At 60.6% G+C, this 26828-nt stretch carries 21 protein-coding genes; 12 read left to right on the top strand and 9 right to left on the bottom strand.

What is annotated here, in order from left to right; genetic code table 11:
• Nucleotides 1-24: 24 nt before the first annotated feature.
• Nucleotides 25-2574 carry a methyl-accepting chemotaxis protein gene (locus ACJJVH_RS07555; protein ID WP_412065015.1) on the top strand — a complete coding sequence of 850 codons (2550 nt, stop codon included), beginning with the start codon at nucleotides 25-27 and terminating at the stop codon, nucleotides 2572-2574.
• A gap of 81 nt (nucleotides 2575-2655) precedes the next feature.
• On the opposite strand, the gene moaA is transcribed toward ACJJVH_RS07555, so the two are convergent.
• Nucleotides 2656-3645 (bottom strand): GTP 3',8-cyclase MoaA, encoded by a 990-nt coding sequence (gene moaA / locus ACJJVH_RS07550; RefSeq protein WP_412065146.1) that lies wholly within the window; start codon nucleotides 3643-3645, stop codon nucleotides 2656-2658.
• A 193-nt stretch (nucleotides 3646-3838) separates the two neighbouring features.
• Between moaA and ACJJVH_RS07545 the strand changes: the two genes are divergently transcribed.
• Complete coding sequence (locus tag ACJJVH_RS07545) at nucleotides 3839-4213, top strand: gamma-butyrobetaine hydroxylase-like domain-containing protein (protein ID WP_112797659.1); 375 nt, start codon at nucleotides 3839-3841, stop codon at nucleotides 4211-4213.
• Nucleotides 4214-4247: 34 nt separating this feature from the next.
• Nucleotides 4248-5447, top strand: a complete 1200-nt coding sequence (locus ACJJVH_RS07540) for a low temperature requirement protein A (protein ID WP_113385596.1) — start codon at nucleotides 4248-4250, stop codon at nucleotides 5445-5447.
• Here the strand turns inward: ACJJVH_RS07540 and ACJJVH_RS07535 are convergent.
• Nucleotides 5441-5926 carry a MarR family transcriptional regulator gene (locus ACJJVH_RS07535; protein WP_112797656.1) on the bottom strand — a complete coding sequence of 162 codons (486 nt, stop codon included), beginning with the start codon at nucleotides 5924-5926 and terminating at the stop codon, nucleotides 5441-5443. The genes ACJJVH_RS07540 and ACJJVH_RS07535 overlap by 7 nt on opposite strands.
• A gap of 45 nt (nucleotides 5927-5971) precedes the next feature.
• On the opposite strand from ACJJVH_RS07535, the gene ACJJVH_RS07530 reads away from it, so the two are divergent.
• Nucleotides 5972-6937 (top strand): alpha/beta hydrolase, encoded by a 966-nt coding sequence (locus tag ACJJVH_RS07530; protein ID WP_412065014.1) that lies wholly within the window; start codon nucleotides 5972-5974, stop codon nucleotides 6935-6937.
• Nucleotides 6938-7112: 175 nt separating this feature from the next.
• Here ACJJVH_RS07530 and ACJJVH_RS07525 read toward each other — a convergent pair whose 3' ends face one another.
• The 3 genes from ACJJVH_RS07525 to fumC all read right to left on the bottom strand — a co-directional run bounded on the left by ACJJVH_RS07525 (nucleotide 7113) and on the right by fumC (nucleotide 11709).
• The gene (locus ACJJVH_RS07525) at nucleotides 7113-8180 is read right to left on the bottom strand and encodes a GGDEF domain-containing protein (RefSeq protein ID WP_112797653.1); all 1068 of its coding nucleotides are present in this window, start codon (nucleotides 8178-8180) and stop codon (nucleotides 7113-7115) included.
• 197 nt (nucleotides 8181-8377) lie between these two features.
• Entirely contained in the window at nucleotides 8378-9985 is a 1608-nt protein-coding gene (locus ACJJVH_RS07520; protein ID WP_112797651.1) for a fumarate hydratase, read from the bottom strand.
• A 332-nt stretch (nucleotides 9986-10317) separates the two neighbouring features.
• Nucleotides 10318-11709 carry a class II fumarate hydratase gene (gene fumC, locus ACJJVH_RS07515; RefSeq protein ID WP_112797649.1) on the bottom strand — a complete coding sequence of 464 codons (1392 nt, stop codon included), beginning with the start codon at nucleotides 11707-11709 and terminating at the stop codon, nucleotides 10318-10320.
• 408 nt (nucleotides 11710-12117) lie between these two features.
• On the opposite strand from fumC, the gene ACJJVH_RS07510 reads away from it, so the two are divergent.
• Both ACJJVH_RS07510 and tnpA read left to right on the top strand, forming a co-directional pair.
• Nucleotides 12118-14019: a L,D-transpeptidase family protein gene (locus tag ACJJVH_RS07510; protein WP_412065013.1), complete on the top strand. Its 1902-nt coding sequence runs from the start codon at nucleotides 12118-12120 to the stop codon at nucleotides 14017-14019.
• 166 nt (nucleotides 14020-14185) lie between these two features.
• Complete coding sequence (tnpA, locus tag ACJJVH_RS07505; RefSeq protein WP_113356627.1) at nucleotides 14186-14620, top strand: IS200/IS605 family transposase; 435 nt, start codon at nucleotides 14186-14188, stop codon at nucleotides 14618-14620.
• Between the two features lie 28 nt (nucleotides 14621-14648).
• Here the strand turns inward: tnpA and ACJJVH_RS07500 are convergent.
• Nucleotides 14649-15597, bottom strand: a protein-coding gene (locus tag ACJJVH_RS07500) for an IS630 family transposase (RefSeq protein WP_412064054.1) whose coding sequence is annotated in 2 segments (ribosomal slippage) — nucleotides 14649-15260 and nucleotides 15262-15597 — 948 coding nt in all. Because the reading frame shifts where the segments join, the coding sequence is not laid out codon by codon here.
• A 297-nt stretch (nucleotides 15598-15894) separates the two neighbouring features.
• Nucleotides 15895-16569: an HAD family hydrolase gene (locus ACJJVH_RS07495; RefSeq protein WP_412065012.1), complete on the bottom strand. Its 675-nt coding sequence runs from the start codon at nucleotides 16567-16569 to the stop codon at nucleotides 15895-15897.
• 195 nt (nucleotides 16570-16764) lie between these two features.
• Here ACJJVH_RS07495 and rpiA point away from each other — a divergent pair, with 195 nt between their 5' ends.
• From rpiA to ACJJVH_RS07470, 5 genes are all read left to right on the top strand, one after another.
• On the top strand, nucleotides 16765-17466 hold the full coding sequence (rpiA, locus tag ACJJVH_RS07490; protein WP_412065011.1) for a ribose-5-phosphate isomerase RpiA: 702 nt from the start codon (nucleotides 16765-16767) through the stop codon (nucleotides 17464-17466).
• A 13-nt stretch (nucleotides 17467-17479) separates the two neighbouring features.
• Complete coding sequence (locus ACJJVH_RS07485; protein WP_112797641.1) at nucleotides 17480-18028, top strand: DUF2059 domain-containing protein; 549 nt, start codon at nucleotides 17480-17482, stop codon at nucleotides 18026-18028.
• 183 nt (nucleotides 18029-18211) lie between these two features.
• Complete coding sequence (gene gor, locus ACJJVH_RS07480) at nucleotides 18212-19597, top strand: glutathione-disulfide reductase (RefSeq protein WP_113404717.1); 1386 nt, start codon at nucleotides 18212-18214, stop codon at nucleotides 19595-19597.
• A 153-nt stretch (nucleotides 19598-19750) separates the two neighbouring features.
• Nucleotides 19751-21124 carry a class II 3-deoxy-7-phosphoheptulonate synthase gene (locus ACJJVH_RS07475; RefSeq protein WP_112797637.1) on the top strand — a complete coding sequence of 458 codons (1374 nt, stop codon included), beginning with the start codon at nucleotides 19751-19753 and terminating at the stop codon, nucleotides 21122-21124.
• Nucleotides 21125-21280: 156 nt separating this feature from the next.
• Nucleotides 21281-21706: a GFA family protein gene (locus ACJJVH_RS07470; protein WP_113356776.1), complete on the top strand. Its 426-nt coding sequence runs from the start codon at nucleotides 21281-21283 to the stop codon at nucleotides 21704-21706.
• A gap of 279 nt (nucleotides 21707-21985) precedes the next feature.
• On the opposite strand, the gene ACJJVH_RS07465 is transcribed toward ACJJVH_RS07470, so the two are convergent.
• Nucleotides 21986-22934 (bottom strand): IS630 family transposase gene (locus tag ACJJVH_RS07465; protein ID WP_412064054.1). Its coding sequence is split into 2 segments (ribosomal slippage): nucleotides 21986-22597 and nucleotides 22599-22934, totalling 948 coding nucleotides; the frame shifts between segments, so codons are not numbered across the junction.
• A gap of 90 nt (nucleotides 22935-23024) precedes the next feature.
• Nucleotides 23025-24956, bottom strand: a complete 1932-nt coding sequence (locus ACJJVH_RS07460) for an LTA synthase family protein (RefSeq protein WP_412065010.1) — start codon at nucleotides 24954-24956, stop codon at nucleotides 23025-23027.
• Between the two features lie 191 nt (nucleotides 24957-25147).
• On the opposite strand from ACJJVH_RS07460, the gene ACJJVH_RS07455 reads away from it, so the two are divergent.
• Nucleotides 25148-26827: an NAD+ synthase gene (locus tag ACJJVH_RS07455; protein WP_412065009.1), complete on the top strand. Its 1680-nt coding sequence runs from the start codon at nucleotides 25148-25150 to the stop codon at nucleotides 26825-26827.
• Nucleotide 26828: the final 1 nt, after the last annotated feature.

Raw genomic sequence — 26828 nt, 5'->3', positions numbered from 1 at the left:
TTAATAATCCAGTTGAGGCGCCGCATGTTTTTCATTGATCGTCTTTTGCAAAGCCGCAGGATTGTCACCAAGGTTCTAATTTTCGTGGTGCCGCTGGTGGTGCTGATCGCCGGTGTCGGCCTCGTCGGCTACCATACGGCCAATATTCTGAACGGCCATATGACCGTCACACGCGCCACGATCGAAAATATCAGCGATTTCGAAAACCTGCAGGCCGCTTTGCAGGAGTTCACCGCCTCGCCGTCGGAAGAGACGCGCCAGGGATTGGCGGACAAGATCGACGCGCAGGAGCAAGGCGTGCATCGGCTGAGCGGGCTGTTGAGCGACGACCAGCGCGCCAGGATCGTGCCGGTCAGCGAGCTTGCCGCCAAGATGCGTGCGCAGGAGGCGACGCTCTGGTCGATCCGTCAGAAGCAGGACAGCGACGTCGAGGCCATCCAGAAAGCGGTGCAGAACATAGCGGCGACCGCCAACGCGGCGGGCAAGCAGATCGACATCATCCGCAAGGATTTCAGCGACAAGGAGACCTTCGCCAAGGAGCTGCTGTACGATGCCGCTGCCTACAAGGGCCTGTCGGAGAAAATGAGCAACCTGCGCATTCAGGTGCAGATGGCGGCCGATTCCACCGAGGAGATTTCGGACGCGCGCACCTATGCCGACGCCATTCTCAAGCAGGTGACGGTTTCCAAGGCGCTGATTTCCAAGCGAGGCGCCGCTCTCGTTGCGAACGCTTCCGATGCCGCCGACAAGCTCGATACGGTGCTGAAGGGCTCCGGCACGCCGGACCAGAAGGTCGAGGCGATGGGACCGATCCTGCAGAGCTTCGTGAAGATCGAGGGCGAGATGACCCTGCAGTCGGCCAAGAACAGCGATACCGCTGCCGATCGCTTCGTCAGCCTCGACAAGGTCATCGATGGCCAGAAGGAGCTTCTGGATCATGTCGATCAGGCTCTCGGCCTGGTCGATCGTCTGACGCTGCATGCTTCGCGCATGGAAAACGTCCGCGACGCCGCATCGCGAGACCTCGTGCTGGCGGATATCAAGGATCTGCAGGCCACAGCCGCCCGCATTTCGGAGCTTGGGCAGACCAACGCCACCATGCGCGATTTTGCCGCCCACATGAAGCCGTTGATCGGCAGCCTCACCAGTGGATCGGCCGATCTGCTGCAGACCGCAGCCGACTGGAAGACGACGCGCGTTCAATCCAACGGTCTGCTTGCCGATGCCATGACCTCGCTGCGCAGCTTCGTCGCCCAGGCACAGGAGCTTGGCAAGGAAGACAGCGAACGCTCGGCCAATGTCTCGGTCATCGCCATGATCGTCGGCACGCTGCTTGCCATCGTCGGCGGCCTGATGCTGGTGGAGACGCTGCGCGGCCCGCTGAAGCGCGTCACCGAAATCATGACGCGCCTTGCAAGCGGCGACCTGGAAGTGGCGATCGACGGCCGCAATCGCGGCGATGAGATCGGAGACATGGTGCGCTCCGTCAGCGTCTTCCGCGATGCGGCGCTGGAAAATGTTCGTTTGGAGCGGGAGGCCGAGAGTGCCCGCGCCTTGTCGGCGGAGGAGGCATCGCGCCGTGCCGCCGAGCGCGCGCGTATCGAGGCCGAGCAGAAGCAGGCGCTCAATGCGCTGGCCGACGTTCTCGCCAAGCTTGCCGACGGCAATCTGGAAGAGAGCATGCGCGAGGATCTCTCCGCAGACTTCGTGGAGATGGCCTTCACCTACAATCATGCGATCGAGGCATTGCGCGAAACCCTGACGGACGTCCGGTATACCGCGGAAGAGATCAAGGGCGGCACCGGTAACCTCGCCATGTCGGCCGACGATCTCGCGCGGCGCACCGAACAGCAGGCGGCGGCGCTTGAAGAAAGCTCGCGCGCGCTGCATCGCCTGAGCGACGTCGTGCGCTCGACCGCCGATCGCGCGCGGCAGACGGCAAGCTCCGTCAACGAAACGCAGGCCTATGCCACACAATCTGGCGAGGTGGTCGCCAAGGCTGTGGGCGCCATGAGCGAGATCAACCGCTCGTCGGAGAAGATCGCCACGATCATCGGCGTCATCGACGAAATCGCCTTCCAGACCAACCTTCTGGCGCTGAATGCCGGCGTCGAGGCCGCCCGCGCCGGCGAGGCGGGCCGCGGCTTTGCCGTGGTGGCGCAGGAAGTGCGCGATCTGGCGCAGCGCTGCGCCAATGCGGCGAAGGAGATCAAGGGGCTGATTTCGGCAAGTTCCTCCCAGGTACAGAACGGCGTTCATCTGGTCGAGCAGACGGGGGCGGCGCTGGCGGAGATCATCAGCCACGTCACCGGCGTCCAGAGGCTCGTTGCCGACATTTCGTCAGCGACCACCGAGCAGTCGACCGGTATCGAGGAGGTGACACGCGCCGTTGCCGAAGTGGAGCTGATCACCCAGCGCAATGCGGCGATGGTCGAGGAGAACAATGCCGAGATTCACGGCCTGCGCCAGCGTGTCGACACGCTGTCCGAAAAAATCGATCGCTTCCGGACCGGCGAGGGCGACGCCGGCTATGAGCCTTACGGCGACACGGACGCACGTTATCGCGCAGCCTGAGAGATCGCTTCGATCAGATAGCCGAAAGAAAGGGCGCGGGATTCTTCATCTCGCGCCCTTTCTTTCATGGCTCGGGCCGCATCAGCCGCCGGTGACGCTCATATGGCGCGCGACCGCCGGTCGATTGTGCGTGCGGTCGATGATGAAATCGTGGCCTTTCGGCTTTCGGGTAATCGCTTCGTCGATCGCGGTATGCAGCAAGGCGTCGTTTTCGCTTGCACGCAGCGCCGTGCGCAAGTCGGCGGCGTCGTTCTGGCCAAGACACATGTAGAGCGTGCCTGTGCAGGTGAGCCGCACGCGATTGCAGCTCTCGCAGAAATTATGTGTCATCGGCGTGATGAAGCCGAGCCGTCCGCCGGTTTCGGCGACCTCGACATAGCGGGCAGGGCCACCCGTCTTGTAGGGAATATCCGTCAGCGTGAACTGACGCTCGAGATCGGCGCGTAGCTCGGAGAGCGGCAGATACCGGTCGGTGCGGTCCTCATCGATCTCGCCCATGGGCATCGTCTCGATAACGGTCAGGTCCATGCCGCGACCATGGGCAAAGCGCAGCAGCTCTGGAATTTCGGCCTCGTTGAAACCTTTGAGCGCGACGGCATTCAGCTTGATCTTCAGGCCCGCCCTCTGTGCGGCATCGATGCCTTCCATCACCTTGGAGAAGTCGCCCCAGCGGGTAATGGCACGGAACCTGTCGAGATCGAGGGTGTCCAGGGACACATTGATGCGCCGGACGCCGCAATCGTAAAGTTCGTCGGCGTGGCGCGCGAGCTGCGATCCGTTGGTCGTCAGGGTCAGTTCGTCAAGCTGGCCGTTCCGGACATGCCGGCCAAGTTCACGGACCAGGAACATGATGTTCTTGCGCACCAGCGGCTCGCCGCCGGTGAGCCTGATCTTGCGCACGCCCTTGGCGATGAAGGCGGAACAGAGCCGGTTGAGCTCTTCGAGCGTCAACAGATCCTTCTTGGGCAGGAAGGTCATATTCTCGGCCATGCAGTAGGTGCAGCGGAAATCGCAGCGATCCGTGACCGAAACACGCAAATAGGTGACAGCGCGCCCGAAAGGGTCGATCATGGGGGCCGCATCCGCCTGAAGCGGCGATGCGTTGCCTATGCTGCCGACGATGCTGTTCACTCATGCCTCCGTTACACTTCTAATGTGGGCATAGGCGATTGTTGCGTCAAGGAAAATGCTTTTCGATTACACTTGCGCGTGAAGAGGCGGCGGCATAATTCTCGGAAAGACACTGAAAGGCATGGGAAAACCGATGAGCGACGTTTGGCCGACCGAATTGCGGGTATCGAAGGACCGCCGCCACCTCAAGGTGACATTCGACAATGGCGCGAGCTTCGATCTGCCGGCGGAAATGCTGCGCGTGCTGTCGCCATCGGCCGAGGTGCAGGGGCACGGGCCGGGACAGAAAGTCACCGTGCCGGGCAAGCGCAACGTCGGCATCATGTCCATGACGCCGACCGGCAACTACGCCGTGCGCATCGGCTTTGACGACATGCATGACACGGGCATCTTCACATGGTCCTATCTGCGCGAACTGGGCGAGAAGGGGCATGAGCTTTTCGCGGCCTATGAGGCCGAGTTGAAGGAAAAGGGTCTCAGCCGCGACCTGGGCGGAAGGCCGCACTAGCACAGTCTCCAGCAACGAAAAGAAGGGCGTCGGCATGATCCTTGGGGGTAGGGAAAACTGGCTTCGCGCCAAGGGCGGCAAGAACGAGAGCAAGGTCTCTTTCGTCGAGCTGTTTTTCGATCTGGTGTTTGTTTTCTCGATTTCGCAGCTTGCGCATGCGCTGGCGGAGCATTTCACGCCGTTGGGAGCGCTCGAATCCATCATGCTGATCTTTGCGGTGTGGTGGGTGTGGGTTTTCACCGCATGGGTCACGAACTGGCTCGATCCGGATCGCATGCCGGTGCGTATCATGCTGTTCACGCTGATGTTTGCGGGACTTATCCTTTCCGCCTCGATCCCCGAGGCTTTTGGCGAGAAAGCGATCTATTTTGCCGGCGCCTATGTCTTCATGCAGGTCGGGCGTTCGCTCTTTACGGTCTATGCCCTGAAGCATGCCAGCCCGGCCAATCACCGCAATTTCCTTCGCATCACCAGCTGGCTCGTCTTGTCCGGCATCTTCTGGATCGCGGGCGCGCTGATGGAGAGCGAAGCGCGGGTCATGCTTTGGCTGATCGCGCTCGTCATCGAATATGCGGCGCCCGCGCTCGGCTTCCGGGTGCCCGGTCTCGGCAAGTCGACGACGGCGGACTGGGACGTATCGGGCGCGCATCTGGCGGAGCGTTGTGCGCTCTTCATCATCATCTGCCTCGGCGAGGCCGTGCTTCAAGCCGGCAAGACCTTTGCCGAACAGCCGGTGACGCCTTTGATCGTGGCGGTTTTCATCACCGCGTTCATCGGCACGGTCGCCTTGTGGTGGATCTATTTTCAGTTCGGCCATGAAAGGGCGGCCCATCGCATCGAGCACGACGACGCGCCGGGCAGTCTGGCGCGGCAGGCGTTCACCTACGCGCATATCCCGATTCTTGCCGGCATCATCCTGAGTGTCGTCGGCGATGAATTCCTGTTCGCGCATACCCACGATGCGGCCGACATGCATGCTGCTGCCGCGATTCTCGGCGGCCCGGCGGTCTTCCTGCTTGGAAACCTGTGGTTCAAGGGAGTAACCACCGGCCGGCCGCCGCTGTCGCATATGATCGGGCTTGCCGGGCTGGCGCTGCTGCTCCTTACCCTGCCGATGGTCGTGGTCTATCAGCTCGGCATTCTCGCCACTGCCGTCCTCGTCGTCGTCGCCATCTGGGAGTTCGCGTCCTTGAACCGAGTCGTTCCGTCTGCGCGCTCCGCCGGGGATCACTGATCGCCGGTGGCTTCCTGCGGTTCCCGTTCTTCCTGCATCAGCAGGCCGACGATGCGCTCCATGTGCACCGCAATCGCCTCACATTCCTCGATCGGCGCGTCCGATAGCATCCGGTCGATGAGGGCGGTCTGGATGGTCATGGCGTCTTGCGTGATGCGCCGGCCCTCTTCGGTCAGATAGAGACGCAGCACGCGCTTGTCCTGCCTGTCGCCGCGGCGCTCGATCAGTCCGCGCTTTTCCATCTGCGGAAGCAGCATGCTCATGTTGGATCGGCCGACCAGCAGTTTGCGGGCCAGTTCCTGCTGGGAAATTCCCTCGAAGCGAAACAGGTTGACCAGAATGTCGAGATGCGGCGGCTTGAGATCGAGATGCGCCAATGCCCGCGCCAGCGATTGCTGCATCAGCTGGCAGGCGCGCGCCACGGCGATCCAGCTTCGAAAACGCGGATGGTCCCAGGGCAGGGATTGATTTTTGTTCATCGTTGTACTTTATTGTTCATAGTTGAACATTATCGGATTCCCACTATGCCACCCTTTGCGCTCAAGGTCACCCGGTCGGGATTGTCCGGCCTCGGAAGGCTGTCCCCACGCCTTGCCGGCAAGGCAGCGTTCCGTCTTTTCTGTCTGACGCCCTCGCGCCGGCCGCATGGCTCCAAGGCCAAGGCGGCCCATATGGAGGGCAGGGAGCGTCTTCTTGTGGCGGAACAGGTGGTGCTGCCGTTCAAGGGCGGCCGCGCAATGGCCTACCGCTTCAACGGCGGAGCGAAGGGAGCGAGGAGACGCTATCTCGTCGTGCATGGCTGGGGCTCCAGCAGCGAATATATGTCCGAACTGGCGACTTTCCTGGCGAGAGATGGCGCCGAAGTGATTTCGCTCGACCTTCCGGGGCACGGACGCTCGGGCGGGCGGTTCTTGAATGTTCGCTTGGCCGTTTCCACCATCGCCGCCGCCTCGGCCCGATTTGGCGCTTTCGATGCCGCGATCGGGCATTCCTTCGGCGGGGCGTCCCTGGCGCTGGCGAGTGCGGGCTTTCTGCCTGACATCGATCCATTTCATCCGGGTAAGCTGGTGCTGATCGGCGCTCCGAGCGCCATGGGCTGGCTGTTCCGGGATTTCGGCCGGTCGATGGGCCTCGGGCCAGCGACACAGGCGGCTCTGGAGGACGAGGTTCGTCGCGTGACGGGCAGGACGCTCGCCGCCTACGATCAGAAGCGCGGTGTGCTCGATCCGAAGCGGCCGGTGCTTGTCATCCATGCCGCGGACGACAAGGAGGTGGGTGCCGATCACGCACGCGCCTACGCTGCCGAGGGGCCGCATGTTCGCCTCGTCTGGGCCAACGGCTTCGGGCATCGGCGCATCGTCAGCGCCGCGCCGGTGTTCGAGGCAATCGACGCTTTTCTGTCGGAGGTGGCGACGGCGGAAAATCCGCTCGAAAACGGTGAGGGGACGGTGTTGCCGTTCTATCGGGCCTCGCTGCGTCGCTCGTCATAGTCCCGGGATCGACGGCGGGCATCCGTTCCGTGCCGTCGCGATCGAGGCGGCGAAGGGCGATTTCAGTCGGGAAGCATGTGATAGCGAATGGCCGGTGCGGGTAGCCGGGATGCTCCGGAGGACAAGCCGCCGGCATGCCTGGGAAAGCAGCGCCGGCGGTTGGTTGGCTTTGCTTCTAGTTCTTGTAGATGAGCCAACTTTTGGTGAAGTCCTTCTGCATGCCTTCCTGATAGACGCTGGAGCAGTTGCGGCCGGCATTCTTGGCGCAATAGAGCGCAAGATCGGCCTTATTGTACAGCTCTCCCGAATCGGTGGCTTCCGAAGCCATGCAGATGCCCAGCGACAAGGTGATCGGACCGTAGTCGACCCTCGTGCGGGAATTTTTGAACGGCGTCATCTCCAGCGTGCGGCGTATCCGTTCGCAGACCACGGTGACTTCTTCGATGCTGGTGGCTTCCAGAATGAGGGCGAACTCCTCGCCGCCGACACGGGCCACGAAGACATCGCGCCGTACGTTGGCGCGGATGATGGAGGCGACGGTCGCAAGGATCTTGTCGCCGACCGGATGGCCGTACGTGTCGTTGATTCTCTTGAAGTGGTCGATGTCGGCAAGCACCAGCGCCGTCGTCGGCCGGGTCAGCTGATTGTCGAAGATGGCGATCAGGCGATCCTCGAAAGCGCGGCGATTGGAAAGCCGGGTAAGGGCATCCGTATTGGCGATGCGCTTGTATTCATCCAGCTCCTTTCGGACCAGCTCCATTTCCTGGCTGCGCTGAACGACGTTCTCGACGGTCTTTTCTCCGTGGGCCATGGTATCGCCGGTCGCGGTGGCGAGCATATCGATGGCGCTGCGCAGCAGTTCGGCGCTGTTATGGTTTCTGGAGCTTATGCTTTGGCAGGTCTCGCCGAGCAGGCGATTGTAAGTCAGGAGCGTCGTCTGCTCCTGGCGTAGCGCGCGCAGTACGGCGTCCAGTTCGGTGGTCAGGCGGGTGTGCGCGTCATCGAAGATGCGGCCGGCATGATGAGGAAAATACTTGGCCCCGATGGCGTCCAGTTCCTCCTGCGTGGCGCTTTTGCCAAGGGCGGCCAATTCGCGGGTGAGGGCGGGATTCGAGCCGATATAGGCTTCGTAAAAAAGTTCGTAATTGCGCGGAATGGGTGCGACCCCCATGGATCGCATGGCGTAGGTAATCTGCCCTGCCACGTCGGGAATTTGCGCCTTGGGCGCAATCGCCGTACTCATCGGTGAGCTCCGTACATGTATTGGTTAATTCCCATTTCTACTTATGCAGAGATTCTTTGAAAAAATATTAAGAAGATGGTTATGAGAAATCCTCTGTCATTCGGTTTTTATTCGAAATAACTACAGTTGAAGTGCGTTTTACAGAAAAGGACGCCGTCGGCGTCCTCTTTTTGATCGTCAGATACCAGGCGTTGACTTTACCCCAGATTGAGCTCCTGGAAGAAGTCGTTGCCCTTGTCGTCGATGACGATGAAGGCCGGGAAGTCCTCGACCTCGATTTTCCAGACGGCCTCCATGCCGAGCTCGGGATATTCCAGCACCTCGACCTTCCTGATGCAGTCCTGCGCAAGGCGGGCCGCCGGACCGCCGATCGAGCCGAGATAGAAGCCGCCATATGTCTTGCAGGCTTCGCGCACGGCGCGCGAGCGGTTGCCCTTGGCAAGCATGACCATGGAGCCGCCGAAGGACTGGAACTGGTCGACATAGCTGTCCATGCGGCCGGCCGTCGTCGGGCCGAATGAGCCCGAGGCATATCCGGCCGGCGTCTTTGCCGGACCGGCATAATAGACCGGATGGTTTTTCAGGTATTCCGGCATGCCTTCGCCCTTCTCCAGACGTTCACGGATCTTGGCATGCGCCAGATCGCGCGCGACGATGATGGTGCCGGTCAGCGACAGCCGCGTCTTGACCGGATGCTGCGACAGCTCGGCGAGGATATCCGCCATCGGCCGGTTGAGGTCAATGCGGACCATCGATTCGGAAAGCTTCGCTTCGTCGATTTCGGGCATGTATTTGGACGGATCGGTCTCGAGCTGCTCGATGAAGATGCCGTCGCGGGTGATCTTGCCCTTGGCCTGGCGGTCGGCGGAACAGGAGACGCCGAGACCGATCGGCAGCGAGGCGCCGTGGCGGGGCAGGCGAATGACGCGCACGTCATGACAGAAATACTTGCCGCCGAACTGGGCGCCGACGCCGAGGCTCTGCGTCAGCTTGTGGATTTCCTTTTCCATTTCGATATCCCGGAAGGCATGCCCGCTTTCGGAGCCTTCCGTGGGAAGACAGTCCAGATACCGCGTCGAGGCGAGCTTGACCGTCTTGAGGTTCATCTCCGCCGACGTGCCGCCGATGACGATGGCGAGATGATAGGGAGGACAGGCTGCCGTACCGAGCGTCAGGATCTTCTCTTTCAGGAAGTCCAGCATGCGATCGTGCGTGAGGAGCGAGGGCGTTCCCTGATAAAGGAAAGTCTTGTTGGCCGAGCCGCCGCCCTTGGCGACGAAGAGGAATTCGTAGGCGTCGGTGCCTTCCTCGTAGATATCGATCTGGGCGGGGAGATTGTTCCTGGTGTTCTTTTCCTCGAACATCTTGATCGGCGCGAGCTGCGAGTAGCGCAGGTTCTTCTTTTCGTAGGCGTCGAGCACGCCCTTGGCCAGCGCACCGCTGTCGCCGCCTTCGGTCCAGACGCGGCGGCCCTTCTTGCCCATGATGATGGCGGTGCCGGTGTCCTGGCACATGGGAAGCACGCCGCCGGCGGCGATATTGGCGTTCTTCAGCAGATCGTAGGCCACGAAGCGGTCGTTGTCGGTGGCTTCGGGGTCCTCGAGGATCGAAGCGAGCTGTTTCAGGTGGCCGGGGCGCAGCAGGTGATTGATGTCGGCAAAGGCTGTTTCGGCAAGCAGGCGGATGCCTTCGGGATCGACGGTCAGGATTTCCTGGCCCTTGAACGTGTCGACGGAAACATAATCGCCTGAAATCTTGCGATAGGGGGTCGTGTCGTCGCCGAGGGGAAATAGATCGTCAGCCATGTGGGAAACCTTTCAAGCCGGATGGCGGAGGAGGATGTTTGGAAACGATCTAAATCCGGCTTGAGGCAAAAGCAATCGGCTGAAAATCAGCACGGAACGTCAAAAGCATCATTGTCAACGAGGCGTAGACAATCGGCGCTGAAATCGGCCGCTTTCAAGAACAGTGAAGGAAGAGCTGTCACCTCGAAGCAGAGGCATAAAGAATACTGGCAAGGATCGATCCCGCAGGAGCGGCGATTTACCGTAGGCGGAAAGGCAGGTCCCGGCGAGCGTTGGGCGGGGAATGGGGCAGGCGTTCGGATGGCTGTCGATCGTCTGCCCTTTTCTCGATCTTATTTCGGGCCGATCATCGTTTCCGGCCGGACGATGGCGTCATAGTCTTCCGAAGATACCAGGCCGCTCGCCAGCGCCTCTTCCTTCAGCGTCGTACCGTTCTTGTGCGCCGTCTTGGCGATCTTGGCGGCATTGTCGTAGCCGATCTTCGGCGCGAGCGCCGTCACCAGCATCAGCGATCGCTCCAGCCCGGCCTTGATATTGTCCTCGCGGGCCTCGATGCCGACGACGCAATTGTCGGTGAAGGACACGGCGGCATCGCCGAGCAGCTGTACCGACTGCAGGAAATTGTAGGCCATCATCGGATTGTAGACGTTGAGCTCGAAATGACCCTGGCTGTCGGCAAAAGTGAGGGCGGCGTTATTGCCGAAGATGTGAATGCAGACCTGCGTCAGCGCCTCGCACTGGGTCGGGTTGACCTTGCCCGGCATGATCGACGAGCCCGGCTCGTTTTCCGGCAGTGCCAGTTCGCCGAGGCCGGAGCGCGGACCGGAGCCGAGCAGGCGGATGTCGTTGGCGATCTTGAAGAGTGCCGCGGCTGCCGCATTGATGGCGCCGTGGCTGAAGACCATCGAATCGTGCGCGGCAAGCGCCTCGAACTTGTTCGGAGCGGTGACGAAGGGCAGGCCGGTGATTCTGGCGATCTCATCCGCGACTTTTTCGGCAAAGCCGATGGGCGCATTGAGGCCGGTTCCGACGGCCGTGCCGCCCTGGGCAAGTTCGCAGAGGCCCGGCAGGGTCAACTCGATACGCTTGATCGATGAGGCGACCTGCGCGGCATAGCCGGAAAATTCCTGGCCAAGCGTCAGCGGCGTTGCATCCTGCGTATGGGTGCGGCCGATCTTGATGATATGGGCGAAGTCGGCGACCTTCTTTTCCAGCGCCGCGTGCAGGTGCCGCAGGGCAGGCAGCAGATGATGGACGATCTGCTCGGCGCAGGCGATGTGCATCGCCGTGGGATAGGTGTCGTTGGACGATTGGCTCATGTTGACATGATCGTTCGGATGCACCGGCTTCTTCGAGCCCATGACGCCGCCGAGCATTTCGATCGCGCGGTTCGAGATCACTTCGTTGGCATTCATGTTGGACTGCGTGCCGGAGCCGGTCTGCCAGACAACCAGCGGGAAGTGATCGTTGAGCTTGCCGTCGATGACCTCCTGCGCAGCCGCCTCGATGGCTTTTCCGAGCGCCGGATCGAGCTGGCCGAGATCCATATTGGCCCGCGCGGCCGCCTGCTTGACAATGCCGAGGGCGCGGACGACCGATAGCGGCTGCTTTTCCCAACCGATCTTGAAGTTGCCGAGCGAGCGCTGCGCCTGCGCGCCCCAATAGCGGTCGCTGGCAACCTCGATCGGGCCAAAGGTATCGGTTTCGGTGCGGGTGGACGTCATGTTCCTGGTCCTGCTTTCCATTGAGACAGATAGCAGCCATATAGGCCCGAACGGGGCTCATGAAAACATCTAAGCGCTATTTCATGATTATAATAATCATGTTTCCGGCACCCGGGCGCGGCGTGCCCTTTTTGACACGCTCCCCATATATTCGCGGAGGCGCATTCGGCCTCGCTTAAAAAGCCTTGGAAATTTCAATAAAAGATTAACCAATAATTTCATAATTTTGTGTGGACTGAACCGCGGAAGACGCCACTGCTTCGTCACATGAAGTTGAGGCATTGAACGAAAGGCGGGGTCTCGCCGTTTTCATCATAGTGGGTATACGATGTCTAAGACATCGCGGCCGAGTTGAAAACAGCACCGTCGAGCTCGAAGTTACCGCACGATACAGGGACTGATTAGAGAATGAAACTTGCCATTAAAGCCACAGCATCCGTCCTGGCTCTTTCCTGTTGCCTTTCCTCCATCGGCGCAACCTCCGCAAATGCCATGACCCTCATGGACTTTATTCGCGGCGGTCAGGGGCGTCAGCAGAGCACGCAGGTTTCGGCTCCGGTTCCCGTCAACCCTGGGCAGGCGATGCTGAACCCCGATCAGCCGCCGCAGGCCAAGCAGCCGCTGCCGACCGTCAGCGCTCCGAAATACTATACCTACAAGGCCGACCAGATGCGTCTGGTGTCGACGGCGCATTTCGCCGATCCGGTTGTGACCGGCGCCGTGGCCGACGCCTCGCCGGCACCGGTCGCGGTCGATACGGAATCTTCCCAGCGCCGCTATCTGGCGGATGCGCGTGTCATGGCGACCAATGACATCGCCAAGGCCATCGAGGCTTATTACGCCGATCAGGGCAAACCGCTTCTCTGGGTCGCCGACCATGCCGTCAGCGAAAAGGCCAAGGCTGCCATGAGCGTCCTCGCAGACGCCGGCTCCGTCGGTCTCGACCCCGCCGATTATGCGGTGACGCCGCCGAGCGCCGATGCTGCGGACGCCGATCCGGTGATGCGTGACCGCGCGCTGATGCAGTTCGAGCTGGCGCTGTCCGGCAAGGTGCTGATGTTCGTCCAGGATACGATCCGCGGCCGCCTCGACCCCAACAAGATCTCGGGCTACCACGATTTCAAGCGCAAGGACGTCAACCTGACGGCGATGCTCGACGTATTGCGGGCGAGCCCGGATGTTGCCGCCTATCTCAACAGCCGCAACCCGTCCAACCAGCAGTTCATGCAGCTGAAGGCGGAACTCGCGAAGCTGCGCGCCGAATCGGGATCGGACGGCAACCACATCTCCATTTCCCTGACCGGCATTCTCAAGCCGGGCGGCAGCTCGCCGGAGATGGCCAATATCATCAAGGCGATCCAGCATCGCGGCTCCGAGGCGCTGAAGACGGCTCATGCCGATCTTTTCGACGCTTATCTGGGGACGCCGGATTATACGCCTGAGCTCGTCTCCCTGGTCGAGGACTTCCAGCGGGAAAAGGGTCTGACGGCCGATGGCGTCATCGGCCCCTCCTCGGTTCGCGCCATGGTGGGCGAGAACAATGACGTGAAGATCCAGAAGCTGATCATCGCGATGGAGCAGCTGCGCTGGCTGCCGGCCGAACTCGGCCCGCGCTATGTCTTCATCAATCAGCCCGCGTTCATGGTTTACTACTACAACAACAACCAGGAACAGCTGTCGATGCGTGTCGTCGTCGGCAGCAAGCAGCACCAGACCTTCTTCTTCGAAAACCAGGTGCAGACGGTCGAATTCAACCCCTTCTGGGGCGTTCCGCAGTCGATCATCATCAACGAGATGCTGCCGAAGCTGCGTGCCGATCCGAACTATCTCGACCGCATGGGCTATCAGGTCGAAGTCGGCGGCCATGCCGTGGCATCGTCCAGCGTCGACTGGTACGGTTCGACCAAGAGCATCTCGGTTCGCCAGCCGCCGAGCAGCGACAACGCATTGGGCGAGCTGAAGATCCTCTTCCCGAATTCGCATGCGATCTACATGCACGACACGCCGCAGAAGAGCTTCTTCAAGAAGGACATGCGCGCGCTCAGCCACGGCTGCGTCCGCCTTGCCGATCCGCGCGCGATGGCTGCCGCCGTGCTCGACACGACGGTCGACGACGTTGCCAAGCAGATCGCGACCGGCCAGAACAAGGGTGTCTCGGTGCCGCAGAAGTTCCCGATCTATATCGCGTACTTCACCGCTTGGCCGAACAAGGACGGCGTCATCCAGTATTTCAACGACGTTTACGATCGCGACGCGGCCACGCTGAAGGCGCTCGATGCGACCTCCAAGGCACGCACGGCTCAGATCTGAGTTCGGTCGATCAGGAAAATGCGAAAGGGCGGCCCTTCGGCCGCCCTTTTTTATATCAAGAATAAACCTCCACCTACGGTGGAGGACTGGACGAGTTTTACACGGTAGTTGAGAGACCTCCTGCTTGAACCTCTGGTGTGGCCCAGACTTCAAACAAGGAGGTTATATGGACGAGCAATCGCTCTCGCATGCGACGTGGGACTGCAAATATCACGTTGTTTTTGGCAGCAAATACCGAACGAAAAGACTCTACGGGGATGTGCGTCGAGAGTTGGGTGAACTCTTACGTCGTCTGGCTCAGCAAAAGGGCTGCCAGATCGAAGAGGGTCATTTGATGCCCGATCATGTCCACATGTTGATATCGATCCCGCCGAAATACTCGGTCGCGCATATAGTTGGATTTTTGAAGGGCAAGACGGCTCTTTACATTGCCAACAAGTACGCGCGTAAGCGCCGCTACAAAGGGTATCACTTTTGGGCACGTGGGTATTTCGTGTCGACGACGGGCTATAACGAGCAGGTCGTCAGACAATATATCCGGAACCAAGAAAAGGCCGACAAAGCTTCCGACTTTGCCGACCTCTTTAATCGTAGCTACTAAGCGCTAACAAAACCACTTCTAGAGCGTTTCAGGTTTTAACGGAAGCGTATCCAGCATTAGCGAAGTAGTTGCCGCATTCGCTTGGCTCGATGGTTTTGACGAGATTGCCGATGTAACGCCAGGTGTCATCGACGGTTCGCTTCTGTGCCAGGCGCATCCAGTGTTTGATTTTGGCGAAGGCCTGTTCGATCGGATTGAGGTCGGGTGAATAGGGCGGCAGATACCAGAGCCGTGCACCAGCGTTGCGGATTATCTGACGGATGGCGACCGACTTGTGGGAACCGAGGTTATCCATGACGACGATGTCTCCGGGTTCGAGGATCGGTAAGAGTAGCTGCTCGACATAGGCTCGGAAGCACTGGCCGTTGATCGGCCCATCGAAGACACAAGGTGCCACGAGCCGATCGCAGCGCAGCGCGCCAAGGAAAGTCAGAGTGCGCCAATGACCATGCGGGGCGAAGCTACGTAGGCGTTTGCCCTTCGGCCCCCAGCCTCGAAGCGGCGCCATGTTGGTCTTGATCCAGGTTTCATCAATGAAGACCAATCGCCTTGGATCGAGACCGGTCTGCCAGGACCGCCACCGCTGTCGTCGCCGCGCAATGTCGGCGCGCGCCTGCTCACGGGCGAACAGTGTTTTTTTTGAACCGTAACCCCTCGCGCCGCAGGAACTGCCATACGGTATCGTGGGATACCTTCACCCCTCGTACGGCCAACTCTTCCTTCAACGCATGCAGTGACAGATGCGGCGTCTGGTTGACCCGTTCCACGATAAACGCCCGGTACGGCTCCAGAGCACGCTTACGATGACCACCCATCTTCCCCGGCCCAACAGATCCGCTCGAACGATAACGCTGAGACCACTTCACCGCTGAAGAGGCCGCAATAGCGAACCGCGCCGCCACCGACCGGCAGCTCTCGCCGGCCTCGATCGCATCAACAACACGCTTGCGAAGATCATTTGAAATAGGTCGAGCCATCGATGCTGGCCTCCACTCCAGCCAGAATCTTGAATCACAAAATAGCCAAAAACGGAATCCCTTCCGATTCAGATAAAAGCGGAAACGCTCTAGCGGTTCAAGCGCAGCGTTTCAAACCTCCACCTTTGGTGGAGGTCATGACTTGTATCTGGCTGTATGGTACGACGCGCGGCGTCGGCCGGCAATCCGCTCAGTTCTTCGCCGCGATCCGCCACTCACGGCTACCGAAGGTGACATCGGAGCGTGAGAGAAAGGAACGGTCAAGCAGCCCGCTGAACCAACGGGATTTCAGCGGTCTCAAGCGGCGAGCAGTCCCTCGACCAGTTCCGGAGTCAATTCGGCATAGTGGTAGATGATGCGGCTCGGTCCGAGCGTTTCCACGCCGACGTCCGAATAGCCGAAGGGGACCGCGATGGAGGGAACGCCGGCGTTGCGGGCAACGAGGATATCGTTGACGCTGTCGCCGATCATGACGGTGCGGGCGATGTCGCCGCCGGCACGTTCGACGGTGCCGATCAGGTGTTCGGCATTCGGCTTGCGCACGGTGAAGGTGTCTCCGCCGGTTATGGCCTCGAAATAATGGGTCAGGTTCAGCCGGTCGAGCAGCGTGCGCGCGAGCGATTCCATCTTGTTGGTGCAGACGGCCAGCTTGTAGCCCTGGTTCTTAAGCGTGGCGAGCGCTGCCAGCAGTCCCGGATAGGGTTGCGTGGCGCCCGGCATCGCCTCGGAATAATGGGTTATGAAGCGCTGAAGCAGGGCAGGTAATTCTTCCGGTGTCAGCGTATAGCCGTGCAGCTTGCAGGCCCGCTCGATCATCACCTGCGCGCCGCTGCCGACGAGATGCGTCACGTCGTCGTAGCTGACGGGCGGAAGCTTGAGGGCGGCGATCGTATAGTTCAGGCTGACGATGAGGTCCGCATGCGTGTCCAGCAGCGTGCCATCGAGATCGAAGACGACAAGGGGAGATTTCACGAGGAATCGGCCTTTGCATAGAAAAGAGAGCGTCTTTCGGAGTTAGAAGATCACGCGGGCAATTGCAACCAAGGGAGCCCGGAAGCCTTGAGAAAGAGGGGGCCGGATTTCTATATCGTGCCGTTATTTTGGCTTTCGTTTGGCTGGAGAGCCGTGTAAACAGCAGACCAACGCAACAATGGGAGCAGGTGGCGCATGGACGCCCGCCAGATGAAAATCGAGGCTGCAAGGGCGGCCCTGGCGCATGTCGAAAGCGGCATGCGGCTCGGGATCGGCACTGGCAGTACCGCGGAGGAGTTCGTTCGGCTGCTTGCCGTGAAGGTCTCGGCGGGGCTTTCGATTCAAGGTGTCCCGACGTCCGAGAGAACGGCGAAACTGTGCAAGGAGCTCGGTGTGCCGCTGAGGACTCTCGACGAGCTTCCCGAACTCGATCTCACCATCGACGGCGCCGACGAAGTGGACGGCGCGCTGACCCTGATCAAGGGCGGTGGCGGCGCGCTGCTGCGCGAGAAGATCGTTGCAGCCTCGTCAGCGCGCATGATCGTCATCGCCGATCAGAGCAAGGTCGTCGAGACCCTCGGCGCTTTCCCGTTGCCGATCGAGGTCAATCCGTTCGGTCTGGCTTCCACCCGTATCCTCATCGAGAAGGCGGCATCGCGGCTTGGCCTTTCGGGCGCGCTCAACTTGCGCCGCTCCGGCGATAGCGCCTTCGTCACCGATGGAGGGCATTTCATCGTCGATGCATCTTTCGGCCGCATTCCTGATGCAGAGGCGCTGTCGAGCGAGCTCAATTCGATTCCCGGCGTTGTCGAACACGGGCTCTTTATCCATATGGCGACATTAGCGATTATTGCCGGCCCCGCCGGTGCGCGTACGTTGCAGGCGAACAATACATAGGAGCACTCATCTCATGATCAAATTTGCGGGTCTTGGCCGTCTTGCCGCTGCAACCGTTCTTCTTTCTGGCATTGCCTTCGGCTCTGTGAATGCACAGGAAGTCTCCGAGGACCAGATCAAGGCTGCGCGCGCCGCGATCAACGCTCTCGGTATCACCAACCAGTTCGACAACATCCTGCCGAACCTGGCGGAGCAGCTGAAGAGCACGATGATCCAGGCCAACCCGAACTTCGGCGATGCGATCAACTCGACGGTCGATGCCACCGCTCTGGCACTTGCACCGCGCCGTGCCGACCTCGAGCGCGAAGCCGCCATCACCTACGCCAAGGCCTTCTCCTCGGATGAGCTCAAGGCGATCGCCGATTTCTACAATTCGCCGGCCGGCAAGAAGCTCCTCAAGGATGGCCCTCTTGCCACGCGCGAGCTCTACAAGGCTGCCGACATCTGGAGCCAGGGCATTTCGCGCGACCTTGCAAACCAGAGCAACGATGCTCTGCAGAAGGTCGTCAAGCAGCCGGTCGTTACGCCTGACGCCGCCGCCCAGCCTGCGCCGAAGCAGTAATCGACGGCTTGCCGCCGCGTCGTTCCGGACGCCTGGTTTCAGGTTTTCGCTATCGGCGGCAGGCAGCTGCAAATTCGAAGCCCGGATCGATTCCGGGCTTTTCTTTTTGTGACGCGGCTCCCTATATGAAGGCCGACCCCCAATGGCGCTTCGCGCGCAAGTTCATGTCTATAGGAGCCATCGATGCCCTCGTTTGATTTCGACCTTTTCGTGATTGGCGGCGGCTCCGGTGGTGTGCGCAGCGCGCGCGTGGCTGCATCGCTCGGCAAGAAGGTCGGCATCGCGGAAGAATATCGATATGGCGGCACCTGCGTCATCCGCGGCTGCGTGCCGAAGAAGCTGTTCGTCTATGCCTCGCAGTATAGCGAGCATTTCGAGGATGCGGCCGGCTTCGGCTGGACGGTCGGCGAAAGCAGCTTCGACTGGAAGAAGCTGATCGAGGCGAAGGACAAGGAAATCGCCCGGCTGGAGGGCCTGTATCGCAAGGGGCTCGACAACGCCAAGGCAGATATCTTCGATACGCGCGCCGAGCTGGTGGATGCCCACACGGTCAGGCTGCTGAAGACCGGCCAGACCGTCACGGCGGAAACCATCGTCATTGCGACCGGCGGCAGGCCGAATCTGCATCCGGCGTTGCCCGGACATGAGCTTTGCATTTCCTCGAATGAAGCTTTCCATCTGGAGGAGCTTCCGAAATCGATCCTGATTGCCGGCGGCGGCTACATCGCCGTCGAATTCGCCAATATCTTCCACGGTCTCGGCGTCGAGACGACGCTGATCTACCGCGGTGCCGAAATCCTGTCGCGCTTCGACCAGGACCTGCGCAAGGGTCTTCATGAGGCGATGGAGGAGAAGGGTATCCGCATTCTCTGCCACGACATCATATCGAGCGTCGAGAAAGTGGCGAATGGTCTCAGTGTCCGGACGAAGAACGACAAGGTGTTGACTGTCGATACCGTCATGCTGGCGCTGGGCCGCGCGCCAAATACGGAAAACCTCGGGCTGGAAGCTGCGGGTGTCGCGATCAACGAGCAGGGTGCGATCGTCGTCGACGAATATTCGCGTACGTCCGCGCCGAACATCTATGCGCTCGGCGACGTCACCGACCGGGTGCAGCTGACGCCCGTCGCGATCCATGAAGCCATGTGCTTCATCGAAACGGTCTACAAAGACAACCCGACGCGGCCGGATCATGAGCTCATTGCGACGGCGGTCTTCTCTCAGCCGGAGATCGGCACGGTGGGCCTGACCGAGGAAGAGGCGGCCAAGCGCTATCCGGAGCTGGAAGTCTATCGCGCGCAGTTCCGGCCGATGAAGGCGACGCTTTCCGGCCGCAGCGAGAAGACGATCATGAAGCTGATCGTCAATGCCGCCGACCGCAAGGTGATCGGCGCGCATATTCTCGGCCACGATGCCGGCGAGATGGCGCAGCTTCTCGGCATTCCGCTGAAAGCCGGCTGCACCAAGGACGATTTCGACCGTACAATGGCGGTGCATCCGACGGCTGCGGAAGAATTGGTGACGATGTATTCGCCGAGCTATCGCATTCGCAACGGCGAGCGCGTGTAAAGCGCCCGATTGGCGCCGGCAATATCGGCGCCACAAAAGATTCGCATAGTAGTTCGCACGCCTTTGCAAGCGAGTGGCAAAGGTTTATAAGCGCGCGTTATTTAGGACGACGGGACGCCCGGCGAAGACCGGGCGCACAAGCAGGTGAGTGAAATGGCACAGAATTGGACACCGAGCAGTTGGCGGCAGAAACCGATCCAGCAGGTGCCGGACTTTCCGGACAAGGCGGCGCTCGCAGAGACCGAAGCGCAGCTGGCAAGCTATCCGCCGCTGGTTTTTGCCGGTGAAGCCCGCCGTCTGAAGGCGCACCTCGCCAACGTCGCCGAAGGCAACGGTTTTCTGCTGCAGGGCGGCGATTGCGCCGAAAGCTTCGCCGAGCACGGTGCCGACACGATCCGCGACTTCTTCCGCGCCTTCTTGCAGATGGCTGTCGTGCTGACGTTCGGCGCGCAGCTGCCGGTCGTTAAGGTCGGCCGTATTGCCGGCCAGTTCGCCAAGCCGCGCTCCTCGAACATCGAGACGCAGAACGGCCTCTCGCTGCCGAGCTATCGCGGCGACATCATCAACGGCATCGACTTCACCGAAGACGCTCGCATTCCCAATCCGGAACGTCAGATGATGGCTTACCGCCAGTCTGCCGCGACGCTGAACCTGCTGCGCGCCTTCGCCATGGGTGGTTATGCCAACCTTGAAAACGTGCAGAAGTGGATGCTCGGCTTCGTCAAGGACAGCCCGCAGGGCGAGCGCTACCGCAAGCTTGCCGATCGTATCGGCGAGACCATGGATTTCATGCGCGCGATCGGCATCACCGCCGAGACCAATCCGAACCTGCGCGAGACCGATTTCTTCACCAGCCACGAGGCACTGCTGCTCGGCTATGAAGAAGCGTTCACCCGCGTCGACTCTACGACCGGCGACTGGTACGCGACCTCGGGCCACATGCTGTGGATTGGCGACCGCACGCGCCAGGCGGATCACGCCCATGTGGAATATTTCCGCGGCATCAACAACCCGATCGGCCTGAAATGCGGTCCTTCGCTACAGGCGGACGATCTCATCAACCTGATCGACATCCTCAATCCGGCGAACGAAGCCGGCCGTCTGACGTTGATCTGCCGCTTCGGCCACGACAAGGTAGCCGACAATCTGCCTCGTCTCATTCGCGCCGTCGAGCGCGAAGGCCGCAAGGTCGTCTGGTCCTGCGATCCGATGCACGGCAACACGATCACGCTCAACAATTACAAGACGCGTCCGTTCGAGCGTATCCTGTCGGAAGTGGAAAGCTTCTTCCAGATTCATCGCGCCGAAGGCACGCATCCGGGCGGCATTCATATCGAGATGACCGGCAAGGACGTGACCGAATGCACGGGCGGCGCTCGCGCCGTCGGTGCCGAGGATCTGCAGGACCGCTACCACACGCATTGCGACCCGCGCCTCAACGCCGACCAGGCGCTGGAACTTGCCTTCCTGCTCGCCGAGCGGATGAAGGGCGGCCGCGACGAGAAACGCATGCGTGCTCACGGCTGAGCCGGTGCGGATATGAAAACGGCGAAACGGGTCGGCTCGCTGCCGGCCCGTCTGCTTTTGCGGCGGGCAGATCAATCCCGCTGAAAAGCGGTTCATTTCTTTGAAATTGACCGCAATGCCATTCTCGGGAAGTCTCCTTGCAAAACGGGAGCGGCCATGACGGGTGAACATAGCGGGAGCTGCCTTTGCGGCAGCGTGCGTTTCAAGACCAGCGGCAAATTGCGTGAGGTGGTCGCGTGCCATTGCTCGCAGTGCCGCAAGCAGACCGGCCTCTATTACGCTGCGACCAATGTGGCGATCGACAAGCTCTCCATCGAAGGCGAAGAGGCGGTCACATGGTATCGCGCCAGCACATTCGCGCGCCGCGGCTTCTGCAGGACCTGCGGTTCGGCGCTATTCTGGGCGGCCGATGGCGCCGACGAGATATCGATCATGGCCGGGCTGTTCGACCAGCCAAGTGAGTTGAAGCTCGCCTATCACATCTATTGCGCCGACAAGGGCGACTATTACGAAATCACGGATGGGTTGCCGCAATACAGGCAGGGCCGGCCGGGGCTGTTGACCGCGGGACCTTCGGAATAGCGTCTGTTCGGATAAGGCGTCTCCGTGTCCCGGATCGCTTGCGGCCGCTATGGGGCACAAAGGTCGATATCGCGATCAAGGACCATTTCCGGAAAGCCTTGTACTGCTCCCGCGCAGCCAACGAATTCGCCGGGCGGACGACCAGACCGGTCGAGAGAGGTATCCGGTCGTTTGCATCATTCAGGAGAATATCCGAGGATCGGATCGATCCTGCATCATGACGCGTTCGGAGCGCCCGCCAACTGGTCATGGGGACATGGCCCGGGCATCTAGAGCGTTTCAGGTTTTAACGGAAGCGTATCCAGCATTAGCGAAGTAGTTGCCGCATTCGCTTGGCTCGATGGTTTTGACGAGATTGCCGATGTAACGCCAGGTGTCATCGACGGTTCGCTTCTGTGCCAGGCGCATCCAGTGTTTGATTTTGGCGAAGGCCTGTTCGATCGGATTGAGGTCGGGTGAATAGGGCGGCAGATACCAGAGCCGTGCACCAGCGTTGCGGATTATCTGACGGATGGCGACCGACTTGTGGGAACCGAGGTTATCCATGACGACGATGTCTCCGGGTTCGAGGATCGGTAAGAGTAGCTGCTCGACATAGGCTCGGAAGCACTGGCCGTTGATCGGCCCATCGAAGACACAAGGTGCCACGAGCCGATCGCAGCGCAGCGCGCCAAGGAAAGTCAGAGTGCGCCAATGACCATGCGGGGCGAAGCTACGTAGGCGTTTGCCCTTCGGCCCCCAGCCTCGAAGCGGCGCCATGTTGGTCTTGATCCAGGTTTCATCAATGAAGACCAATCGCCTTGGATCGAGACCGGTCTGCCAGGACCGCCACCGCTGTCGTCGCCGCGCAATGTCGGCGCGCGCCTGCTCACGGGCGAACAGTGTTTTTTTTGAACCGTAACCCCTCGCGCCGCAGGAACTGCCATACGGTATCGTGGGATACCTTCACCCCTCGTACGGCCAACTCTTCCTTCAACGCATGCAGTGACAGATGCGGCGTCTGGTTGACCCGTTCCACGATAAACGCCCGGTACGGCTCCAGAGCACGCTTACGATGACCACCCATCTTCCCCGGCCCAACAGATCCGCTCGAACGATAACGCTGAGACCACTTCACCGCTGAAGAGGCCGCAATAGCGAACCGCGCCGCCACCGACCGGCAGCTCTCGCCGGCCTCGATCGCATCAACAACACGCTTGCGAAGATCATTTGAAATAGGTCGAGCCATCCGATGCTGGCCTCCACTCCAGCCAGAATCTTGAATCACAAAATAGCCAAAAACGGAATCCCTTCCGATTCAGATAAAAGCGGAAACGCTCTAGCTGCCCTCCTGGCTGACGATTTGCGCATGATAGGGAAAGAAGCGCTCCAGACCATATTGCTGTCCGAACATCATGTCGTGCTGCAGATAGCGATAATCGCGCACCATCGGGTCGATGTCCTGCTCCTTGCGCGCCCAGTCCGGAAACGCGTTATTGTCTCGCGTCGCAAGCTGATAGCGATCGACGATGCTGTATTTCTTCTGCACGCGGCCCAGGAAGCCCGTGTAGAAGGGATGCTCGTAGCCGGCGGTTTTCAATAGATGATAGGGCAGTTGAGACGGGCTGATGGTGCCGATGTCCTTGCGAACGCCCTTCCTGCTCGACCAGATGACGAGCGGTGTCTCGTGCTCCTTCTTCATGACGTCGAGCGGGGCTTTGCGGGTCGCGACCTGCTGCGGCATATAGCCGGTGTCCGGATAGACGTTGCCGAGGGGCGGCAGGTGATCGCCCCAGAGGACGATGATGGTTTCGCGGTCGCGCTTCTCGGCCCAGTCCATCAGCATTTTCAGGCTGGCATCGGCTTCGCGCACGCCCTGCGCATAGGTCGCGAGCGTTGCGCGGTCGTCGCCGTTCAGATTGCCGCCGATATCGACGGTATTCTCGGCATAGCGGTTGGCTTCGTAGGGGCCATGTCCCTGAAGGGTGACGGCGAAGAAGAAAAACGGGCGCTCGGCCGCGTCGCCTTCGCGCATGATTTCCTTCATGAGGGAGTCGTCGGCCGCGAACATGCCGCGCTTGTCCATGGCCGGCAGGGTTTCCTGGGTATGGAATTCTTCGAAACCGAATGCCTTGTAGACTTCATTGCGGTTCCAGAACCAGCCGCTGAAGGGATGGAGGGCGCGCGCCAGATAGCCTTCGCCGCGAAAGAAGGTGGCAAGCGACGGGATCGGCCGGCGCACATATTGCTGATAGGGAATGCTGCCATAGGGCAGGAAGGCATTGGAGAAACCTGTCAGCGCCTCGAATTCGACATTGGCGGTCATGCCGCCGAATTCCGGCGAGAAGACATACCCCGATTGCCTGGCGCGGATCGTCGGCATCGGATCGGGCGTGAAGGCGACGTTGGAAAGCCGTGTCGGATCCCACAGGGATTCGCTCATCAGCATGATGACGTCGGGCTTTTGGCGCGGACCGGAGAGATAGCCGTAGTTCCGCGCCGGTATGGCGTCGATCGCGTTCGATCCGTAGCCGGCCGGCGACTTGACGTCGGCCATGGGCAGGTTGAGCGAAAAGGCGATGATGAAACCGTTGTGGCTATAGTTTTCCTTTTGATCCCAGACGATCGGAATGATGCCCAGCTTTTCGCGGATGAAGGAATATTGCGTCGGGTCCATCTGCGAGACGAAAAGTGCCGCCAGCGGCAGGCACACCGAAAGCCGGCCGACGCGCTCCTTGCGCGAGAGCGCCGCGGCATGACGCCGGATATAGCGCCAGAGCAGTGTCAGGGCGGCCAGGCACACGGCGATGCCCGCGACGAGTGCGACCGCCGTCCACGGGCGATCCCTGACCATGACCGGCATCAGTTCCACGATCTGCCGCGCGAACAGCAGGTCGGAAGGATAGAGCGGATCGGAAAGGAAGTGCTGCTTCTGGCTGGAAATGAAGGCCGGGACGACGAGCAGCGGCGCAACGATCATAGCTGACAAATGCGCGCGACCGATCAATGCATCCAGTATCAGCATCGCCAGCATGACGATACCGATCGTTGCAAGGCCGGGGCGGGATGGCGAAAGCAGATAGGGTACGATCGGCGTGAACTCTCCGCGTGCAATCCATTCGACGGCGATGACGATCGACAGGGAGAAAAGCAGGGTCAGCGCAAGGCTCAGAAGCAGGCGGAGGATGGCGGACTTCTCTCTCGCCGCGCCGAGCTTCCGGAAAAATGCAAGCCTGCCCGCCAGGGCGGACTCGATGACCAATGCGACCAAGGATTTCTCCACAATGCTGCAAAATATTCATATAATTGTCACGTTTCTGTCATGAACGGCGGATGAACCGCAAGGCAGGCTTAGTAATTTTCCGGGTAAAAATACCGCCTATGCGGGTAGCGCGCTCTTTGATCGCCTGCCGCAGAAGGAAGGCGGTTGCGGAAGAAAGATGCCCTCGCTAAATGTATGGCATGACAGAGCAAAGCCAGATTACCCACACCATCCGCATCGCCGTCGCGCAGCTTAACCCGACGGTCGGCGACGTCTCAGGCAATCTCGCCAAGGCGCGCGAAGCACGCGCCGAGGCCGCGCGCGAGGGCGCTCAGCTCGTATTGCTGACGGAGCTGTTCATTTCCGGCTATCCGCCGGAGGATCTGGTGCTGAAGCCCGCCTTCATCCGTGCTTGCTGGAAGGCGGTGGAGAGCCTGGCTGCGGATACCGCCGATGGCGGCCCCGGCGTTGTCATCGGCTTTCCACGGCAGGACGACACGGGCCGCTACAATTCCGTAGCCGTGCTGGACGGCGGCAAGGTCATCTTCATCAGGGACAAGGTCGACCTGCCGAATTACGGCGAGTTCGACGAGAAGCGGGTTTTCGATGAGGGGACGATCGCCGGCCCCGTCAATTTCCGGGGCGTTCGTATCGGCATTCCGATTTGCGAGGAAATCTGGAACGATCTCGGGATCTGCGAGACGCTGGCCGAAAGCGGCGCGGAAATCCTTCTGGTTCCGAATGGCTCTCCTTACTATCGCGGCAAGGTCGATGTCCGTCATCAGGTCGCACTGCGGCAGGTGATCGAGTCGGGCCTGCCGCTCATCTTCGCCGCGCAGGTCGGCGGCCAGGACGAGCTGGTTTTCGACGGCGCAAGCTTCGGCTTCAATGCCGACAAGACGCTGGCCTTCCAGATGAGCCAGTTCGAAACCGTGCTGGCAGTTACCACCTGGAAGAAGAACGGCGATGGCTGGCACTGCGCCGAAGGGCCGATGGCGCATATTCCGGACGGCGAGGAGGCGGATTACCGCGCCTGCCTGCTGGGCTTCCGCGACTATGTCAACAAGAACGGCTTCAAGTCGGTCGTGCTTGGCCTTTCGGGCGGCATCGATTCCGCGATCTGCGCTGCGATCGCCGTCGACGCGCTCGGCGAGGAGCGCGTGCGTACCGTCATGCTGCCCTATCGCTATACGTCGCAGGATTCGCTGAAAGATGCGGCCGATTGCGCCAAGGCGCTCGGCTGCCGCTACGATATCGTGCCGATCGAGGATCCCGTCACGGGCTTCACCTCGGCATTGTCCGATCTGTTCGAGGGAACGGAAAGCGGCATCACCGAGGAAAACCTGCAGAGCCGTGCCCGCGGCACCATCCTGATGGCGATCTCCAACAAGTTCGGCTCGATGGTGGTAACGACCGGCAACAAGTCGGAAATGTCGGTTGGTTATGCCACGCTCTACGGCGACATGAACGGCGGCTTCAACCCGATCAAGGATCTCTACAAGATGCAGGTCTATGCGCTGTCGCGCTGGCGCAACCTGCATGTGCCGCCGGGCGCGCTTGGTCCTTCGGGAGAAGTGATCCCCTATAACATTATCGACAAGGCGCCCTCGGCTGAACTCAGGCCGAACCAGACGGACCAGGATTCGCTGCCGCCCTATCCGGTGCTCGACGACATTCTCGAATGTCTGGTGGAAAAGGAAATGTCCGTCGAGGAGATCGTGGCGCGCGGCCACGACATCGCGACGGTGCACCGCGTCGAGCATCTGCTCTATCTGGCGGAGTACAAGCGCCGCCAGTCTGCTCCGGGCGTAAAGATCACCAAGAAGAATTTCGGTCGCGACCGCCGCTATCCGATCACCAATCGGTTCCGCGATCGCTGAT

Origin of the sequence: Rhizobium sp. SYY.PMSO, assembly GCF_046840415.1 — a bacterium.
Lineage (GTDB): Bacteria > Pseudomonadota > Alphaproteobacteria > Rhizobiales > Rhizobiaceae > Rhizobium.
The sequence above is the reverse complement of the archived record's forward strand: the minus strand, read 5'-3'. Positions and strand labels throughout refer to the sequence as shown.

What these genes read in the sequence shown, in the direction of transcription:
- ACJJVH_RS07555 (WP_412065015.1), top strand. Translation starts at nt 25, where the DNA reads ATGTTTTTCATTGATCGTCTTTTGCAAAGCCGCAGGATTGTCACCAAG.
- moaA (WP_412065146.1), bottom strand. Translation starts at nt 3,645, where the DNA reads ATGATCGACCCTTTCGGGCGCGCTGTCACCTATTTGCGTGTTTCGGTC.
- ACJJVH_RS07545 (WP_112797659.1), top strand. Translation starts at nt 3,839, where the DNA reads ATGAGCGACGTTTGGCCGACCGAATTGCGGGTATCGAAGGACCGCCGC.
- ACJJVH_RS07540 (WP_113385596.1), top strand. Translation starts at nt 4,248, where the DNA reads ATGATCCTTGGGGGTAGGGAAAACTGGCTTCGCGCCAAGGGCGGCAAG.
- ACJJVH_RS07535 (WP_112797656.1), bottom strand. Translation starts at nt 5,926, where the DNA reads ATGAACAAAAATCAATCCCTGCCCTGGGACCATCCGCGTTTTCGAAGC.
- ACJJVH_RS07530 (WP_412065014.1), top strand. Translation starts at nt 5,972, where the DNA reads ATGCCACCCTTTGCGCTCAAGGTCACCCGGTCGGGATTGTCCGGCCTC.
- ACJJVH_RS07525 (WP_112797653.1), bottom strand. Translation starts at nt 8,180, where the DNA reads ATGAGTACGGCGATTGCGCCCAAGGCGCAAATTCCCGACGTGGCAGGG.
- ACJJVH_RS07520 (WP_112797651.1), bottom strand. Translation starts at nt 9,985, where the DNA reads ATGGCTGACGATCTATTTCCCCTCGGCGACGACACGACCCCCTATCGC.
- fumC (WP_112797649.1), bottom strand. Translation starts at nt 11,709, where the DNA reads ATGACGTCCACCCGCACCGAAACCGATACCTTTGGCCCGATCGAGGTT.
- ACJJVH_RS07510 (WP_412065013.1), top strand. Translation starts at nt 12,118, where the DNA reads ATGAAACTTGCCATTAAAGCCACAGCATCCGTCCTGGCTCTTTCCTGT.
- tnpA (WP_113356627.1), top strand. Translation starts at nt 14,186, where the DNA reads ATGGACGAGCAATCGCTCTCGCATGCGACGTGGGACTGCAAATATCAC.
- rpiA (WP_412065011.1), top strand. Translation starts at nt 16,765, where the DNA reads ATGGACGCCCGCCAGATGAAAATCGAGGCTGCAAGGGCGGCCCTGGCG.
- ACJJVH_RS07485 (WP_112797641.1), top strand. Translation starts at nt 17,480, where the DNA reads ATGATCAAATTTGCGGGTCTTGGCCGTCTTGCCGCTGCAACCGTTCTT.
- gor (WP_113404717.1), top strand. Translation starts at nt 18,212, where the DNA reads ATGCCCTCGTTTGATTTCGACCTTTTCGTGATTGGCGGCGGCTCCGGT.
- ACJJVH_RS07475 (WP_112797637.1), top strand. Translation starts at nt 19,751, where the DNA reads ATGGCACAGAATTGGACACCGAGCAGTTGGCGGCAGAAACCGATCCAG.
- ACJJVH_RS07470 (WP_113356776.1), top strand. Translation starts at nt 21,281, where the DNA reads ATGACGGGTGAACATAGCGGGAGCTGCCTTTGCGGCAGCGTGCGTTTC.
- ACJJVH_RS07455 (WP_412065009.1), top strand. Translation starts at nt 25,148, where the DNA reads ATGACAGAGCAAAGCCAGATTACCCACACCATCCGCATCGCCGTCGCG.